Annotated in this window: 13 protein-coding genes; 5 read left to right on the top strand and 8 right to left on the bottom strand. The window is 73.4% G+C overall.

What is annotated here, in order from left to right:
* Position 1: 1 nt before the first annotated feature.
* Complete coding sequence (gene purU, locus ACZ6AA_RS19645) at positions 2-895, bottom strand: formyltetrahydrofolate deformylase (protein ID WP_468457227.1); 894 nt, start codon at positions 893-895, stop codon at positions 2-4.
* A gap of 137 nt (positions 896-1032) precedes the next feature.
* The gene (locus tag ACZ6AA_RS19640) at positions 1033-1533 is read right to left on the bottom strand and encodes an SCO4402 family protein (RefSeq protein WP_468457229.1); all 501 of its coding nucleotides are present in this window, start codon (positions 1531-1533) and stop codon (positions 1033-1035) included.
* Positions 1534-1651: 118 nt separating this feature from the next.
* On the opposite strand from ACZ6AA_RS19640, the gene ACZ6AA_RS19635 reads away from it, so the two are divergent.
* Positions 1652-3088: an ABC transporter substrate-binding protein gene (locus tag ACZ6AA_RS19635; RefSeq protein ID WP_471459130.1), complete on the top strand. Its 1437-nt coding sequence runs from the start codon at positions 1652-1654 to the stop codon at positions 3086-3088.
* A gap of 82 nt (positions 3089-3170) precedes the next feature.
* Here ACZ6AA_RS19635 and ACZ6AA_RS19630 read toward each other — a convergent pair whose 3' ends face one another.
* On the bottom strand, positions 3171-5270 hold the full coding sequence (locus tag ACZ6AA_RS19630; protein ID WP_471459128.1) for a DNA polymerase III subunit gamma/tau domain-containing protein: 2100 nt from the start codon (positions 5268-5270) through the stop codon (positions 3171-3173).
* 246 nt (positions 5271-5516) lie between these two features.
* Positions 5517-6905, bottom strand: a complete 1389-nt coding sequence (locus ACZ6AA_RS19625) for a transcriptional regulator (RefSeq protein WP_380846090.1) — start codon at positions 6903-6905, stop codon at positions 5517-5519.
* A gap of 400 nt (positions 6906-7305) precedes the next feature.
* On the opposite strand from ACZ6AA_RS19625, the gene ACZ6AA_RS19620 reads away from it, so the two are divergent.
* From ACZ6AA_RS19620 to ACZ6AA_RS19605, 4 genes are all read left to right on the top strand, one after another.
* Positions 7306-7992: a bifunctional DNA primase/polymerase gene (locus tag ACZ6AA_RS19620; protein WP_468457235.1), complete on the top strand. Its 687-nt coding sequence runs from the start codon at positions 7306-7308 to the stop codon at positions 7990-7992.
* Between the two features lie 100 nt (positions 7993-8092).
* Positions 8093-8884 carry an ABC transporter ATP-binding protein gene (locus ACZ6AA_RS19615; protein ID WP_468457236.1) on the top strand — a complete coding sequence of 264 codons (792 nt, stop codon included), beginning with the start codon at positions 8093-8095 and terminating at the stop codon, positions 8882-8884.
* Positions 8881-10491, top strand: coding sequence for a transporter (locus ACZ6AA_RS19610; protein ID WP_471459125.1), 1611 nt, complete (start codon positions 8881-8883; stop codon positions 10489-10491). The genes ACZ6AA_RS19615 and ACZ6AA_RS19610 overlap by 4 nt, the downstream gene beginning before the upstream one ends.
* A 444-nt stretch (positions 10492-10935) precedes the next feature.
* Positions 10936-12300 carry a PAS domain-containing protein gene (locus ACZ6AA_RS19605; RefSeq protein ID WP_468457240.1) on the top strand — a complete coding sequence of 455 codons (1365 nt, stop codon included), beginning with the start codon at positions 10936-10938 and terminating at the stop codon, positions 12298-12300.
* A gap of 351 nt (positions 12301-12651) precedes the next feature.
* On the opposite strand, the gene ACZ6AA_RS19600 is transcribed toward ACZ6AA_RS19605, so the two are convergent.
* From ACZ6AA_RS19600 to ACZ6AA_RS19585, 4 genes are read right to left on the bottom strand one after another with little or no spacing between them, the layout of a single operon-like run.
* Positions 12652-13866 (bottom strand): ABC transporter permease, encoded by a 1215-nt coding sequence (locus ACZ6AA_RS19600; RefSeq protein WP_468481303.1) that lies wholly within the window; start codon positions 13864-13866, stop codon positions 12652-12654.
* Positions 13863-14705 (bottom strand): ABC transporter ATP-binding protein, encoded by an 843-nt coding sequence (locus ACZ6AA_RS19595; RefSeq protein ID WP_471459122.1) that lies wholly within the window; start codon positions 14703-14705, stop codon positions 13863-13865. Before ACZ6AA_RS19595 ends, ACZ6AA_RS19600 begins: the two co-directional genes overlap by 4 nt.
* Positions 14702-15769, bottom strand: a complete 1068-nt coding sequence (locus ACZ6AA_RS19590) for a peptidoglycan-binding protein (RefSeq protein ID WP_471459120.1) — start codon at positions 15767-15769, stop codon at positions 14702-14704. Before ACZ6AA_RS19590 ends, ACZ6AA_RS19595 begins: the two co-directional genes overlap by 4 nt.
* The gene (locus ACZ6AA_RS19585; RefSeq protein WP_468481301.1) at positions 15766-16281 is read right to left on the bottom strand and encodes a hypothetical protein; all 516 of its coding nucleotides are present in this window, start codon (positions 16279-16281) and stop codon (positions 15766-15768) included. The genes ACZ6AA_RS19590 and ACZ6AA_RS19585 overlap by 4 nt, the downstream gene beginning before the upstream one ends.
* Positions 16282-16350 lie beyond the last annotated feature (69 nt).

Raw genomic sequence — 16350 nt, 5'->3', positions numbered from 1 at the left:
GCTAGGCGAAGACGACGGTGCGGTGGCCGTTGAGGAGGATGCGGTGCTCGGCGTGCCACTTCACGGCCCGCGCCAGCGCCTGGCACTCCACATCCCGGCCGACGGCCACAAGCTGGTCGGGGGTGACCCCGTGGCCCACCCGCTCGACCTCCTGCTCGATGATCGGCCCCTCGTCGAGCTCGGCGGTCACATAGTGCGCGGTCGCACCGATCAGCTTCACACCACGCGCATGCGCCTGGTGATAGGGCCGCGCCCCCTTGAAGCTCGGCAGGAACGAGTGGTGGATGTTGATGATCCGCCCGCTGAGCTCCTTGCACAGGTCGTCGGAGAGGACCTGCATGTACCGGGCGAGCACGACCAGCTCGACCTCCTCGTCCCGCACCAGCTGCAGCAGCCGCGCCTCCGCCTCGGCCTTGGTGTCCCGCGTCACCGGAATGTGGTGGAAGGGAACGTCGTACGAGGCGGCGAGCTCGGCGAAGTCGGTGTGGTTGGAGACGACCGCCGCGATCTCGACGGGCAGCGCGCCGATGCGCGAGCGGAACAGCAGGTCGTTCAGGCAGTGCCCGAACTTCGACACCAGCAGGACGATCCGCATCTTCTGGTCGGCGCGGTGGAGCTGCCAGTCCATCTGGAAGGAGTCACCGATCGCCGCGAAGCTGGCGCGCAGCTTGTCGAGGGTGACGGGCGACTCGGCCGAGAAGTGCACCCGCATGAAGAAGAGTCCGGTGTCGTGGTCGCCGAACTGCTGGCTGTCCTCGATGTTGCAGCCGGTCATGAAGAGGTAGCTCGACACGGCGTGCACGATGCCCTGTTTGTCGGGGCAGGAGAGGGTGAGGACGTACTGTTCGGCGCGGTCGGCGCGCTGGTCACTGGCGACGGCGGACTGCTCGTTCATCCGCCCAGGGTCCCATACCCGGGGGCACCCCACGGACCGCCGCCGAACCCCCCGCGCCCGCCCCGGGCCACGTACCGGAGCCGATCGACCGGCCCGGCGTACGAGATCGAGTCAGCCCGAGCGCGTACGAGAACCCGTCAGCCCGACCGCGTGAGGATCCGCAGGACCTCGAGCGTCCGCGGCGCCCCGTCCGGGTCCTCCCCGTCCGCGGTCGCGAGCCGCACATGCGCGTCCCGGGCCGCCCGCACCGCGTCCGGCCAGCCGGGGTGGTCCAGATACACGGACACCGCCGCGTCCGGGCCCGCCTCGTGCATGATGCGCAGCACCCGCAGCACGGCGGCGTCGACGAGCGCCGCCTCCTGGGAGTCCCTGAAGATCGTCCCGACGTACTTCTCCGCGGACCAGTTGTCCAGCCACGTGTCCTCGACCAGGCGGTACACGGCGTCGGTCACATCCCCGTACTCCTCGCGCCCGGCGAGCCAGCACTCACGCTGGAAGACCGGGTCGGAGAGCATGTGCAGCGCCGAGCGCACGTTGCTGCGCCAGCGCCACCACGGCATGTCGTTCGTTGGCATGCCGCCTATGGTCGTCGACCGACGGCCGCGACGGGAAGACTTCTCCGTTCCTTGCACGGTCATCGATCGTACGTTCCCACATCCCCTACGCGCTTACGGCCCCACCAGTTCACTCTCTGGTCACCAACCGTTGAATACGCGTCACTCCGCGGTTGGTCCGCTGCCGGAATCGTGCGTGTCCATGACCGCCTTGCGACGCGTCTTCCCTCCCCGCCCCGACCAGACCGCGCCCCGAGCGAGAAAAGCGCTGTTCGGCGCGGTGGTCGTGGCGGCGTGTGCGTCCCTGGCCGTCGGCTGTGGGGTCATCCCCGGTACCACGGGGGGTTCCGAGGATGACCCCGTCACGGTCATGACCTGGGCGCCGGAGCACACCCGGGCGACCAACAAGCCCGGCATGCCCGCGATGGCCAAGGCGTACGCCCGCTGGGTCAACGACAGCGGCGGCCTCGACGGCCGCAAGCTCGAAGTCATCACCTGCAACGAACGCAACAACCCGGTCGGCGCGGGCAACTGCGCCCGGCGGGCCGTGGAGGAGGACGTCGCCGCCGTCGTCGGCTCCTACAGCCCGCACGGCCGCGCGTTCTTCGGGCCGCTGGAGGCGGCGGGCATTCCGTACATCGGGGGCTACGGCCTCACCGACGAGGAGTTCTCGAGCCCGCTGTCGTACCCCGTCAACGGCGGGCAGCCCGCGCTGCTCGCGGGCAACGGGCGCCAGCTCGCCGACGTCTGCGACCGCGTCTCGCTGGTGCGGCCGGACACCATAGCGGGCGACAACCTCTCCAAGCTCCTCGACTCCGGCCTCGCCCAGGGCAACCGGTCGGCGTCCGCCGACATCCGGGCGCCCGAGGACGGCACGGACTACACGGCGCAGGCCGAGCAGGCACTGAACCGGGCGTCCGGCAGCACGGGCTCCGGGGCGGGGGCGGGCTCCGGGTCGGGCTCCGGCTCGGGGACCGGCTCCGGTGGAAGCGGAGGGTCCGGCTCGGGCTCCGGCAGTGCCGGTGCCATCGGCACGCGGGACGCCGCCGGGCCCCGCGCGGGCGGCAAGGCGGGCTGTGTCGCGGCCGCCCTCGGCGCCCGCACTGACACCTTCTTCGACTCGTTCCGGCGCACCGAGGACGCGTACCCGCCGGTGCGCACCGCCTCCGTGCTCGGCAGTGTCGACCAGTCCCTCGTCGACCGGACGGGCGGCGCGAACGGCCCGTACGAGGGGGCGTACGTCACCGGCTGGTACCCGGCCTCCAGTGACGCGCGCTGGTCGAAGATGCGCGAGGTCATCCGCGAGCACGCCTTCGGCGACAACCGCGTCGACGCGACGGACGCGGGCACCCAGACCACATGGATCGCCTTCACCGTGCTGCGGCAGGCCGTCGAGTCCCTGAACGGCGACGCCGTCACCGCCCGTTCGCTGCGCCGCACCCTCGACCAGGGCCTGCGCGTGGACACGGGCGGGCTCACGCCGATGCTGAGCTGGCGCTTCGAGGACATGCTGGCGGCGGGCGACTATCCGCGCCTGGTGAACGCGGACGTCACCTTCCAGGTGGTGCGGGACGGGCGCCTGATCCTCGCCCGCAAGCAGTTCGTGAACGTGGAGAAGACCCTGGAGTCGGCCCGCTGAACGCCCGAACGGCCGGTGCCCCCGAATCGCTCGGGGGCACCGGCCGTTCACGTCCGCGTCCGCGCGCTCACGGCTGGGTGCCTCACAGCTGCGTCGGACTCCGCTTGGTGAGGCCGTGCCGCGTCGCGATGGCGTTCCACAGCGTCGCCGCCTGCTGCTTCGCGCGGGTCGCCTCGCCGCTCGCGCGGTTGCCCGCGGCCGAGTGGTTGGTCTGGCGGGCGTGGCCCTTGCGGCAGCCCTTCTTGCGGGCGACCTGGTCGGCCCACGCGGCGTAGTGGTTGTCGGCGGACGCGGACGCCTTCCACGCCTTGTTCAGCTCGGCGGTCAGGCGCTGGTTCGAGGGCAGCCTGTCGACGGTGAGGCCGGAGAGCCTGCCGACGAGGCCGTTGCGCTGCTTGGCGGCGTCCCGCAGGTCGGTGGCGGCCTGCCGCAGGTTGTCGCACCTGCCGACGTCGCGGACGGCGCCGATCACCGACTCGCGGCTGTTGTTGCTGTCCGCGAGGAGCTTGTCCAGGGCGACGGCCTGCTTCTTGGCGGGGTCGGCGCTCGGCGACGGCTTCTTGGACTCCTCGTCCCCGGCCGGGGCGGTCGCGGCGAGCGGCTGGTTGTCGTCGTCCTTCTTGTCGTCGTCGCCCCCGCCGGAGAGCATCGCGCCCGCGCCGACGCCGAGCACGGCGATGGCGACGCCGACGGCCACGAGCAGCGGCGTCTTGGAGCCGGTACGGCCCCGGCCCTTGCGCCCGGCCGCGGGCTCCGGCTCGGCCACGGGGCCCGGGGCGGGCGCGGCGGCGGCCGTCTGGAAGCGCGGCATCTGCTGGGTCGACGCGGGGCCCTCGTCGGGCTCCGGCTCCCGGCGGAAGAGGCTGTCGAACTCGGCGGGCGGCTGCCGGTCCCCCGGCTCGCCGGGGCGCACGCCGTACGAGGCGTTGGCGGCGGGCGGGCCCGCGGGGGCGCCGCCGTCCGTGATCGGCGCGATGAACTGGGTGGGCGCGTTGTCGTCCGGGGCGGCGGGCATGACGTCCCCGGCCCGGCCGAGGAACTGGGTGGAGCCGTCGGCGGGCATCTCGGGCGGCAGCGCGCCGGGGGAGGCGGGGCCGCCGACGGGGGCGATGAACTGGGTGGCCTCGGCGTCGGGCCCACTGGGTGCGGGCGCGGGCGCCGCGTGCCGTCCACCCGCGTCGGCGGCGGGCGGCGGCGTCCCGTAGCCACCGTCGTGCGCCCCGGCGCCCTGTCCCGCCGACGGGAGCGGCATGCCTCCCGGCACGGCGGGCGGAAGCGGCGCGGGGGCGTGCCCGCCGTACGAGGCGTCGGGCACCCCGTGCCCTTGCCCCTGGCCGTGCTCTTGGCCGTGCCCGGCCGGGGGGAGCGGGTGGCTCTGGTGGGCGCCCTGGGGGTGGAACTGGCCGGGCGGCTGGGGCCGGCCGTGGTTCGGGCCCTGCGCCTGCGGCTGGGCCTGCATCGGGGGCTGACCCTGGAAGGGGGGCTGCGCCTCCGGCTGGGCCTGGCTCGGGTTGCGCCCCGGGAACTGGCCCTGCGCCTGGCTCTGGAGCCGACCCTGCCCCTGGAACTGGTCGTACCCCTGAGGCAGCATCGGATGCCCCTCAGCGGGTGTCGGACCCTGCCCCTGACCCGGTATTCGGTCCGCCCCGGGCATCGCCCCCGCGCCCTGGCCGGGCATCGCACCCGCCCCGGGCGCGAACCCCTGCCCCGCCCCCTCGGGCGGCAGCGGCGCCCCGTACGACCCGCCGTAACCGGCGCCCCCGTACGAAGAGGAGTCCGGGTACGACGCGGCCTCCGGCGGCCCCGCGGGCGGCAGCGGCGTGCCCTCCGGCGGCAGCGGCACCCCGGCCCGGCCCTGCGGCGGCGCGGCGGGCTCCTGCTGGGACGGCGGCTGGTAGGGCGCGGCGGGCTCCTGGTGGGCCTGCTGGTAGCCCCCGGCGGGCTGCTGCGGCGTGCCCCAGGCCTGGCCCGCGCCCGGTGCGGGTGGTGCGGGTGACGCGGTCTCGGGGCCCCAGGGGTCGCCCCAGGGGCTGCCGACGGGTGGGGCGGCGTGGTCGCCGGTGGTGCCCGGCATCAGCGGCTCGCTGCCGTCCGCGGGCAGCACGATGCCCTCGTGCGCGTGCCGCGCCGCGGGTTGCTGCGGTTCGGAGGAAGCAGCGCCTTGCCCGCTCTGCTGCGTCACCGGGACTCCTACGAATGGGGGACCTTCGGAACGTCGGCTCACGCTACCGGGTCCCCGTGGCGCTCGGCCACGCAGCTCAGAGCACGCCGGACGCCACCCCTGACGCAGGTGTCACTTGAGTAACAGATGTAGTACGGCAGACGCTGTTGAAGGGGGCGTGCGTCCCGGCGCGGGGGTTTCCTACGCCCCTTTCACGCCACACGCCCCCCAACAGTCCGTCAGCGGCCGTACGCGCCGTGGCGACCGTCACGCCGCCTGCAGGTCGAGCCGCGCCCCGAACTCGCGTACCACCGGCTCCTCCCGGAACGGTTCGAGCCGCTGCTGGAAGTCGTCCAGGTACTCCGCGCCGCGGTTGGACCGCAGGGTGCCGAGGAGTTCGACCGCCTTCAGGCCGGTGTGGCAGGCCTGTTCGATCTCGCGGCGCTGCACCTGGGCCGTGGCGAGCAGCACCAGGCCGATGGCGCGGCGGCGCGCCCGGGTCGGCGGATGCCCGGCCAGGGACTCCTCCGCGCACCGGGCCGCGGCGTCGGCCTGACCCAAGTCGCGGTGGCAGTGCGCGAGTTCGTCGGCGAGATACGCCTGGTCGAAGTGGCGGATCCACACCGGGTCGTCGCCCGAGTCCTCCTCGCCCACGGCCCGCTCCATCGCCTCGACGGCGCGCCCCGCCACGATCTGCGTGGACCGGGCGTCGCCGAGCAGGGCGTGGCCCCGCGCCTCCGCGGCGTAGAACATCGACTCCGCGCGCGGCGAGACCCGCCCGCGCGCCCCCTCCTGCGCCGCCCGCGCCAACTGCGCGATCTCGCGCGGGTTGCCGAGCTGCGCGGCGAGGTGACTCATCGACGCCGCGAGCACGTACCCGCCGTACCCCCGGTCGCCCGCCGCCTGGGCCAGGCGCAGGGCCTGGATGTAGTAGCGCTGGGCGAGGCCGGGCTGGCCCGTGTCGACGGCCATGTATCCGGCCAGTTCCGTCAACCGCGCGACCGCGGCGAACAGTTCGCGGCCCACGGCCTCGCGGTAGGAGCCCGCGAGCAGCCCGGAGACGACGGAGTTGAGGTAGTGCACGACGACGGGGCGCACGTGCCCGCTGCCGTACTGGTGGTCCAGTTGCGTCAGGGCCTCCGTCATCGCCTTCACGGCGGCCACGTCCGAGAGCCCGACGCGCGGCCCGGCCGTGCGGCCGACCTGCGCGTCCGGCGAGGAGATCAGCCAGTCCCTGCTCGGCTCCACGAGCGCGGACGCGGCGACGGACGAGCCGGACAGGAAGTCCCGCCTGCCCACGTCGCTGCGCCACAGCTCGCAGACCTGCTCGATCGCGCCGAGCACGGTGGGCGAGAACTGCAGACCCACGCCGGAGGCGAGGTTCTTGCCGTTCGCCATGCCGATCTCGTCGATCGTGACCGTGCGCCCCAGCTTGCGGCCGAGCGCCTCGGCGATGATGCCCGGCGCGCGCCCGCGCGGCTGCTGGCCGCGCAGCCAGCGAGCCACCGACGTCTTGTCGTATCGAAGGTCGAGACCGTGCTCCGCGCCGCACATGTTCACGCGACGGGCCAGTCCGGCGTTGGAACAGCCGGCTTCCTGAATGAGCGCCTGCAGCCGTTCGTTCGGCTGCCGTGCGACGAGAGGCCTGGCGGCCATGGCGTACCCCCTGTGTGCACCGTGGACCATCTGGAACTTCGGATGTGGATGTCGAATGAGGAACGGTCCGGGCCGGTTTGCCCGCATCGCCCAGATGATCAATGCCCTGGGAACAACCGGAAGATGCACCACATACACCACAAATGAACAGCAACCTGCCGAAACTTGATGTTTCGCACTTCGACACGGCAGAGTGCCGCACACGTCAGCGAGCCGGGTGAACATGGCTGCCCGATGACCCCGATGTAGCAAGGATGAACTCGGTCGAACTCCGACTGCCCCAGACGTGGCTACCCGCGCCCGGCCCCCCTTGCCCATGCGCGCCCCCACCCGTGCACCCATGCGCCCCGCCGCAGGATCGATGCTCCTCCCCCGCGCACATGACACCCCGTAACCCGACATGACGCGCGCAGTTGAGAGGTTCGTGGAAGAGACCATCGGAGTCACGTCAGCCGCGCAGATCCCGAAGCAGCGCGGAGAGGCCCTGCAGGACACGGCCGTTCGGTACGCGGAGGAACGCCACTGGGATGTCTTCCCCGGCGCCTGGCTCGAGTCCGTCGAGGGCACGTGGCGCTGCTCGTGCGGCGAGGTCGCCTGCCCCGCGCCCGGCGCCCACCCCGTGCGCGACGACTGGCCCACGCAGGCCACGGGCAGTGCGACGGTCGCCCGGCGGATGTGGGCCAAGCAGCCGAACGCCTCGATCCTGCTGCCCACCGGCCGCACGTTCGACGCGATCGACGTGCCCGAGACCGCCGGTTTCCTCGCCCTCGCCCGGATGGAGCGGATGGAGCTGACGCTCGGCCCCGTGACGTGCACGCCCGACCGGCGCATGCAGTTCCTCGTCCTGCCCGGCGCCGCGGCGAAGGTCCCGGACCTGGTCCGCAAGCTCGGCTGGCCGCCCGCCGCCCTCGACCTCGTCACCCTCGGTGAAGGCGGCTACGTGGCCGCGCCCCCCACCCGCTTCGGTGCCTCCGGCGCCGTCCAGTGGGCCAACCGCCCCACCCCCGCCAACCGCTGGCTCCCCGACGCCGAGGAAGTCATCTCCCCCTTGTCCTACGCCTGCGGCAGGGAGGCCCGCAGGAAGTAGCCCCTCCGGGGCTTCACGTTCAACGGCCACCGTCAGTCCGACAGCCATCCGTCCGACGTATCGTGCGCAGACAGGACGACGGCAAGGACAAGGGGCAACGGTGGCCGACCCGACGGAATCCCCCGCGGCAGCGGTGCGCGTGCACAACCTGTGGAAGGCCTTCGGTCAGCAACTGGCCGTGGCCGGCATCGACCTCACCCTCCCCGCGGGCAAGTTCATCGGCCTCGTCGGCCCGAACGGCGCGGGCAAGACCACCACCCTCTCCATGGTCACCGGCCTCCTCCGCCCCGACCAGGGCACGGTCGAGGTCGTCGGCCACGACGTCTGGCGGGACCCCGCCGAGGTCAAGGCCCGCATCGGCGTGCTCCCCGAGGGCCTGCGCCTGTTCGAGCGCCTGTCCGGCCGCGAACTCCTCGCGTACACGGGAAGGCTGCGGGGCCTGCCCGGCGAGGAGGTCGACAAGCGGGCCACCCAGCTCCTGGACGTCCTTGACCTCGCGGGCGCGCAGCACAAGCTGGTCGTCGACTACTCCACCGGCATGCGCAAGAAGATCGGCCTGGCGGCGGCCCTGCTGCACAACCCGGAAGTGCTGTTCCTCGACGAGCCGTTCGAGGGCGTCGACCCGGTCTCCGCGCAGACCATCCGCGGCGTCCTGGAGCGCTACACCGCATCCGGGGCGACGGTGGTCTTCTCCAGCCATGTGATGGAGCTGGTGGAGTCCCTGTGCGACTGGGTCGCCGTGATCGCGGCGGGCCGCATCCGCGCCCAGGGCCCCCTCGCCGAGGTCCGCGGCGACGCGGCGACGCTCCAGGAGGCGTTCCTCGAACTCGTCGGCGCGAACGGCCGCGACGCGGGCTCGGACCTCGACTGGCTGGGCGGCGGCGCCCGATGACGGCCACCGCCGCGGCCCCCAGCACCGGCCTGACCCCCGTCTTCGTACGCCTGAAGCTGTCCCTGCTGCGCAACGGCCTGCGCCAGTCCTCGGGACGCCGCGCCGCGTACGTGGCGTCCGCCGTCGTCACGCTCCTGTTCGCCGCGCTCCAGCTCCTCGGCCTGATCCTGCTGCGCGGCAACGAACACGCCGCCACCGTGTCGATCGTCCTCGTCGCGGTCCTGGCGCTCGGCTGGGCCGTGATGCCGCTGTTCTTCCCCAGCGGCGACGAGACCCTGGACCCCACCCGTCTGGTGATGCTGCCGCTGCGCCCGCAGCCCCTCGTACGCGCCCTCCTGGTCGCCTCGCTCGTCGGCATCGGGCCGCTGTTCACGCTCTGTCTGGCGCTCGGCGCGGTCGTCGCGGTGGCGGACGGCGGGGCGGCGGTCGCCGTGGGCGTCGTCGCCGTACCGCTGACGCTGCTCGTCTGCGTGGCGCTCGCGCGGGCCGTCGCCGCCGCCAACATCCGCCTGCTGACCAGCCGCAAGGGCCGCGACCTCGCCGTCCTCAGCGGACTCGTCATCGCCGTCGGCGCACAGGTCGTCAACTTCGGGGCGCAGCGGCTCGGTTCGTCGGACGCGGGCCTCGGCGAGCTGGATCCGGCGGCGGACGTGCTCGGCTGGATCCCGCCGTCGTCGGCGCTCTCGGCGGTGCAGGCCACCGGCGAGGCGCGGTACGCCACGGCGGCCGCCCAACTCGCCCTGTCCGGCGCCGCCCTCGTCCTGCTCCTGCACCTCTGGCAGCGCAGCCTCACCCGCCTGATGACCTCGCCCGACGGCTCCACGCTCGCCGCGGCGGAGCCGTCCCGCAAGGGCCGCGGCGGCGGCTTCTTCGCCCTGCTCCCGGCGGGCCGCACCGGGCCCGTCATGGAGCGCACCCTGCGCTATGTCTGGCGCGACCCCAAGACCAAGGCGGCCTGGGTGACGTACCTGGCCATCGGCCTGATCGTGCCCCTCTTCAACGCCCTCCAGGGCACCGGCTCCCTCTACCTCGCGTGCTTCTCCTCCGGGATGCTCGGCATCCTGATGTACAACCAGTTCGGGCAGGACACGTCCGCGTTCTGGATGGTCGCGATGACGATCTCCTCGACCCGGGACGCGTACGAGGAGCTGCGGGCCCGCGCGCTCGCCCTGCTCGTGATCACGCTGCCGTACGCGACCCTCGTCACCGTCCTGACGGCGGTGCTCCTCGGCGAGTGGCGCGCCCTGCCGGAGGCGCTCGGTCTGTCCTTCGCGCTCCTCGGCGCCATGCTGACCACCGGCGCCTGGTCGTCGGCCCGCTTCCCCTACTCCATCCCGCAGCAGGGCTACAAGAACGTCGCCCCCGGCCAGGCGGGCCTCGCCTGGATCTCCATCTTCGGCGGGATGATCGCCGCCGCCGTCCTCTGCGCGCCCGTCCTCGCCTTCACCATCTGGCTGCACAGCGCCGACCACGGCTCCTGGAGCTGGGTCCTGCTGCCCCTCGGCGCGGCCTACGGGGCCGCCCTCACGGCGGCGGGCCTGCGGATCGCGGCGCCGCGGGTGGCGCGGCGGCTGCCGGAGATCCTGGCGGCGGTGAGCAAGGGGTGAGGCGGGCGACCCCGGGGTTCCGGGGGACGTAGGTGCTGGTCCCGTCCCGGACACGGAGCGACCCGCGAGCCGTGGTTCCCCTGCCGTGAGGCCGGGGAAGCCGGCCGGACGTACCGGCGGCTCGCGGGTCGGGTGACTGCTTGGAATTACGGCCGGCTGCGTGCTCGTATCGCACGCTGGTCCGGCACCGCACTCAGTGTGGTGGCGGGCCGCTAGCCCGCAGCCACCTCTTCCGTCCGGTATTCATACATCTGCCGAACCACCTCCTCTCCGAAGTGACACCCACCCTAGGAAGCCCGCCCGAGCCGTTCAACTGTTTTTCTGAGACCTTGGTACGGCAACGATTTGCCTCAACTTCCGGGAACTTACTGTGGGCTGTGTCACGTTCAAGTTGAATGATCTGGCGACGAGGACGATGAGGACACAGCCTGCAGGGGGGTCCGGGTGAGTGCTTCCCGACAGAGCGGAACCACCGACGAACTGGGCCCCGAGGAGCCCGAGCCCGGCGGCGCCGAACTGCTCGCGGCGCTGCTCGACGGGATGGACGCCGCGTTGTGCGCGTTCGACGCCGACGGGGTCGTGACGCACTGGAACCGCGAGGCGGAGCGGATCCTCGGCTGGTCGGCCGCGGAGGCCGTCGGGCGGCGCGGGTTCGCCGGCTGGGCGGTGCGCAGCGCCGACGCCGAGGACGTCGAGGGGCGGCTGCTCTCCGCCATGCACGCGCCGGGGCGGCAGGTCGACGAGTTCGCGCTCCTGACCAAGGACGGCGGGCGGGTGCTCGTGCGGACCCAGACCTCGTCCGTGCGCGGCGGCGACGGCAAGCCGAGCGGGGTGTACTGCGCCTTCAGCGAGGTGCACACCCAGATCGACCTGGAGCGGTCCATCGCCCTGAGCGAGGCGCTGTTCGAGAACGCCTCGTGGGGCGTGGTGCTCGTCGACGCCGATCTGCGGCCCGCCGTGGTGAACGCCCACGCCGCGCGTGCCCTCGGCATGGGGCGCACGGCGCTCCTCGGGCGGCCGCTGGGCGAGGTCCTCTCCCAGGGCGTCGAGGAGTTGGAGAGCGCCCTCACGCATGTGCTCGCGGAAGGCGCGCCGCCCGCCCCGGCGGAGATGTGGCTCGCCGTCCGGGGGGACGGCGGCGAGCCGGAGCGGCGCTGCTGGCGCAGCGGGTTCCTGCGGCTCGGGTCGCCGCTCGCCGAGGAGCCCGTGCCGCTGGGCGTCGGCTGGCTGTTCCTCGACGTCACCGAGGCCAAGCAGACGGAGGCCGAGGCGGCCCAGCTGCGCTTCCGGTCGCAGCAGTTGCACCGGGCGGCGCGGGCCGCCGCCGAGTGCGAGGACCCCATGGAGGCGGCCACCGTCCAGCTCGACTTCGCCCTCGCCGGGTTCGCCGACCACGCCCTCGTCGACGTGGTCGAGGCCGAGGAGCCCCAGCTGCGGCTCGTCCGGGCCGCCGTCACGCCGGCCGGGGCGCCCGGGCCCTGTCAGCCCGCGGGCAAGGCGCGGTTGCCTCTGCGGTATCTGGAGGGGCACCCCGCGTCGCAGTGCGTCGAGCGGGTCGGGTCGGTGCGGGCCACCGCGGCCACCGCCGATGCCGGGCGGGCCCGGGAGTGGGCCCTCGCCCGGCAGTGGCCCGAGTCGTCCGTCCACGCGCTGTGCGCCGTGCTCCGCAGCCGGGGGCGGACCCTGGGGGTGGTCACCTTTCTCCGGGGGGCGGCCCGGGCCCAGTTCGAGCGGGCCGATGCCGCGTATGCGGAGAGTGTGGCCGCGAGGGTTGCGGCTGCGCTGGATCTGGCGGGGGTGCGGGGGTAGGTCCTCGCGGGGGCGCCCCAGTCCCGCCCCTTCTCCGAAACCGGGGGCTGCGCCCCCGGACCCCCGCTTGTCGGCGCTCCGTGCCTCGTCCTCAAACTCCCCCAAGCTCTTAAGGAGCAGGGGGCGCCCCCATGACGGGCTGGAAAGTTGCCGGGGCGGGTGGGCATGTGCGACTGCGTTTCGGCCCGCCCGCGGAGTCTTAGCCTGTCCGGCGTCTGAGGACGAGGCGCGGAGCGCCGATCCGGCGGGGGCCCGGCCCAGCCGGACGGGACACCCACCCCCGGGGTCCAGGGGCGGAGCCCATGGTTTCGGGAAAGGGGTGGGATTGGGGAGCCCCCCGCAAGGCCACGCCTACGCCGCGTGCAGCGCCAGTGTCGGGGACAGGCGTGCCGCCCGTACCGCGGGGTACAGGCCCGCCACCGTGCCGATGGCCAGGGTCGCGCCGAAGCCTGCCGACACCGACCACAGGGGGACCACCCAGGGCAGCCCCCCGGACGCCGCGTACGCGGCCGTCGCCGCCGCGCCGAGCGCGACGCCCGCGAGGCCGCCGAGGCCGGACAGCATCAGGGACTCGGTGACGAACTGGACGCGGATCTGGCCGCGGGTGGCGCCGAGGGAGCGGCGCAGGCCGATCTCGTAGCGCCGCTCGAGGACCGAGATGATCATGGTGTTGGCCACGCCGACGCCCCCCACGAGCAGGGCGATGCCGCCGAGGCCGAGGAGCAGCGTGGAGAACGCCCCCTCCGTGTCGGCCTTGGCCTGGAGCGCCGCCGACGGATCGGTGACCTTCACGTCGCGCGGACTCTCGGGCGAGATCGACGCGGCGAGCAGCGCCCGCACGTCGTGCACGGCGTCGTCCGCCGACCGCTCGTACAGCGACGTCGGATGCCCGTCGAAGCCGAGCAGCGACTTCGCCGCGGCCCACCCGGTGAGCGCCGAGCGCTCGACGTCGGGCGCGAGCGGCAGCGGCGCGAGGATGCCGATGACCGTGAAGTACCGGTCGTCCACCCACACTTGCTGCCCCGGCGAGGTGATGCCGAGGCGCCGGGCGGCGACATGGCCGAGGACGATCGAGGGATAGCGGGCGTTGGCCGCGTTCAGCCAGGTGCCGCTCGCCGTCCGGCCGCGCAGGACCTTCAGGAGGTCCTCCGTGGCCGCCTTGACGGCGATGCCGCCGGTCTCGCCCTCGGGGATCTTCTCGCTGCGCCGCACCGTGCGGTCGATGTCGCCGGTGGCCCCGACGTCCTCGACGCCCTCGATCCGGGACACCCGCCCCACCGCGTCCTTCGGCAGCTTCGGCTCCTCGCCGGAGAACAGCGCGTCCCCGGGCGCGGCCACCAGCATGTTCGTACCCAGCTTGTCGAGTTTTTCGAGGAGTTGGGCCTTGCTGGAGGCCGAGACGCCCACCACCGCGACCATCGTGGCGATGCCGATCGCGATGCCGAGCGCGGACAGGACCACGCGCATCGGGCGGCTGCGCAGCCCGGACGCGCCGACGTGGGCGATGTCGCGGGGGCTCAGCCGGGCGGCGCGCAGCCGCCTTGGCTGCGTACGGTCAGCGGTCATCGCGCCACGGCTCCCTGTGCTGGTACGTCCTGGACCGCGCGGACGCCGTCGTGCACCACCCGGCCGTCGCGGATCCGCACCTGCCGGGGCAGCCGGTCGGCGATCTGCCCGTCGTGGGTGATGACGGCGATCGTCGCGCCCTCGGAGTTGAGACCGTGGAGGAGTTCGATGACCGCCTCGCCGGAGGCGGAGTCGAGCGCTCCGGTGGGTTCGTCGGCGAGCAGCAGGTCCGGTTCGCCGACGACCGCGCGGGCGATGGCGACGCGCTGCTTCTGGCCGCCGGACAGCTCGTGCGGCCGGTGCCGCATCCGGTCGGCGAGGCCGACGCGGTCCAGGGCCTCGGCGGCGCGGGCCCTGCGCACGGCGCGCGGCAGGCCGGAGTAGAGCAGGCCCTCGGCCACGTTGTCGCGGGCGCTGACGCCGGGGACGAGGTGGAAGGCCTGGAAGACGAAGCCGATGCGGCGGGCGCGCAGCGCGGACAGGCTGCGGTCCGACAGGGACGCCACGTCGTGCCCGGCGATCTCCACCGTCCCCGCCGTCGGCCGGTCCAGCGTGCCGACGATGTGCAGCAGCGTCGACTTGCCCGAGCCCGACGGGCCGACGATGGCGAGGAGTTCGCCCTCCTTGACGTCGAGGTCGACTCCGCGCAGGGCGGCGACACCGCCCGGGTACTCCTTGGTGACTCCGGTGAGGCGGACGACCGGCCGGGGAGCGGGGCGGCCGCCGTCCCCGGGTGCCCCCTCCCCGTACTCTGCGAACTTCGCGGGCTCTGCGTACTTCGCGGACTCCTCGTACTCTGCGTACTTCTCGTGCGTGCTCTCCGCACGCCGCGCGCTCATATCTTCGGCACCCCGACCTTCATCCCCGCCCGCAGCCCCCCGCCGCTCACCTCGACCCGGCCGGAGCCGAACATGCCGAGCTTCACGCGGACTTGGCGGGCCTTGTCCCCGGCCACGACCTGGACGCCGTAGCCGCCGCCGGGCAGGGCGAGGAGGGCGTTGACGGGGACGGAGAGGACGCCCTCGCGGGTCTCGCCGGTGAGGTTCACGGTGACCGGGGACTGGTCGAAGCCGCGGACGTCCGAGGGGTCGCTGAAGGACACCGTCACCGGGATCTTCGGGGTCTTGTCGGACGGATCGTCGCCGGGCTTCGCGGTCCGGCCGACGGCGGCGACGCGGCCGGACGCCGTCGAGCCGTCCGGAAGCGACACCTCGACCTTCGTGCCGACCTTCGCCAGCTTCCCGTCGGACACGTCGAGCCGGAACCGCACGACCCGCTCGGACGCGGTCGTCGTGAGCACCGGCCGGCCGGGCGCCACCTGGTCGCCGACCGCCGCGGCCACGGACTTCACGCGCACCGCGGACGGCGAGAAGGCGATGTCGCCGGGCTCGACCCGCCCGGTCTGCCGCCGCTCGTGCGCCTTCTGCCAGCGCTTCACCGCGGCTGCCGTCCCCGCCGTGTACTCGTCGTCGACGGCGAGCCCGGCCGCGTACCCGAGCGCCTGGAGGTTCAGTTCCAGCTGCCGTACGTCCTCGCCCTCGGAGCCGGGCTTGAGGGTGCGGTACATGGGCACGGTGCCGTACATCAGGCGGACGGGCACGCCGTTGACCTCGTACAGACGGCCGTCGCGCCGGATGGTGTCGCCCGTGCCCGGGGTGCGGGTGAGGATGCCCGCGCCGCCCGCGTTGACCTTGCGTTCCTTGGCGTAGCCGAGGGTGCCGTCGACCTGGGTGCCGCTGCTGAGGTCGCCGCGCTCGACGGCCGCGGTGGCGGGCGGCAGGTCCGCGCTCCGCGTCGATCCGCCGCCATCGCCGGAGCCACCGATTCCGGTGACCGCGACCCCGGCGCCGGTGACCGCGAGCAGCGCGACGACCGTCGAGACGACTGCCGTGCGCCGCCTCATCCGACGATGCCCTTGCACGCCTTGGCGGCCTTCTCCATCTTCTTCATCTCGGCGCCCTTCGGAGCGGGCAACGCGCGCGCCATGCCGTCCTTGAACTCCGGGTCCGGCATGTTGAAGCCGTTCTTGCGCATGCACTGCGCGTACTTGACCATCTTGTCCTTGTCGGCCTGCGAGACGCCGCCGCCCGCCGAGCCCGGGCCTTTGCCCGTGCACTCCTTGAGGGCCTTCTGCATCTTCTCCTTGCTGAGGTCCCCGCCGATCGTGATGCCGTTGCCGTCCTCGCCCGACTTCGGCTCGGGGACCTTCAGGCCGTGCTTGCGCAGGCACTCGCGCTCCTTGAAGGCCTTGTCGGCGGCGTTCTCCTTGCCGCCGGTGTCCTTCTTGCCCTCGCCCCCGTCGTCACCGCCGGAGCAAGCGGTCGCGAAGAGCGCGAGGGCGGCGGCCGCGGCGGCGAGGGCGGCGGAGCGCGGGTGCGTACGGGTACGTGACGTGGTGCGCGTACGTGAGGTCATGGCTTCCCCTGGTGTCCGGTGGTGTCCGGTGGTGTCCCGGCCCAGGTTCGGGGGAAGCGGGGTTTCGTC

It is taken from the genome of Streptomyces sp. NPDC040610 (assembly GCF_055594065.1).
This window is presented reverse-complemented; position numbering and strand designations above follow the sequence as displayed.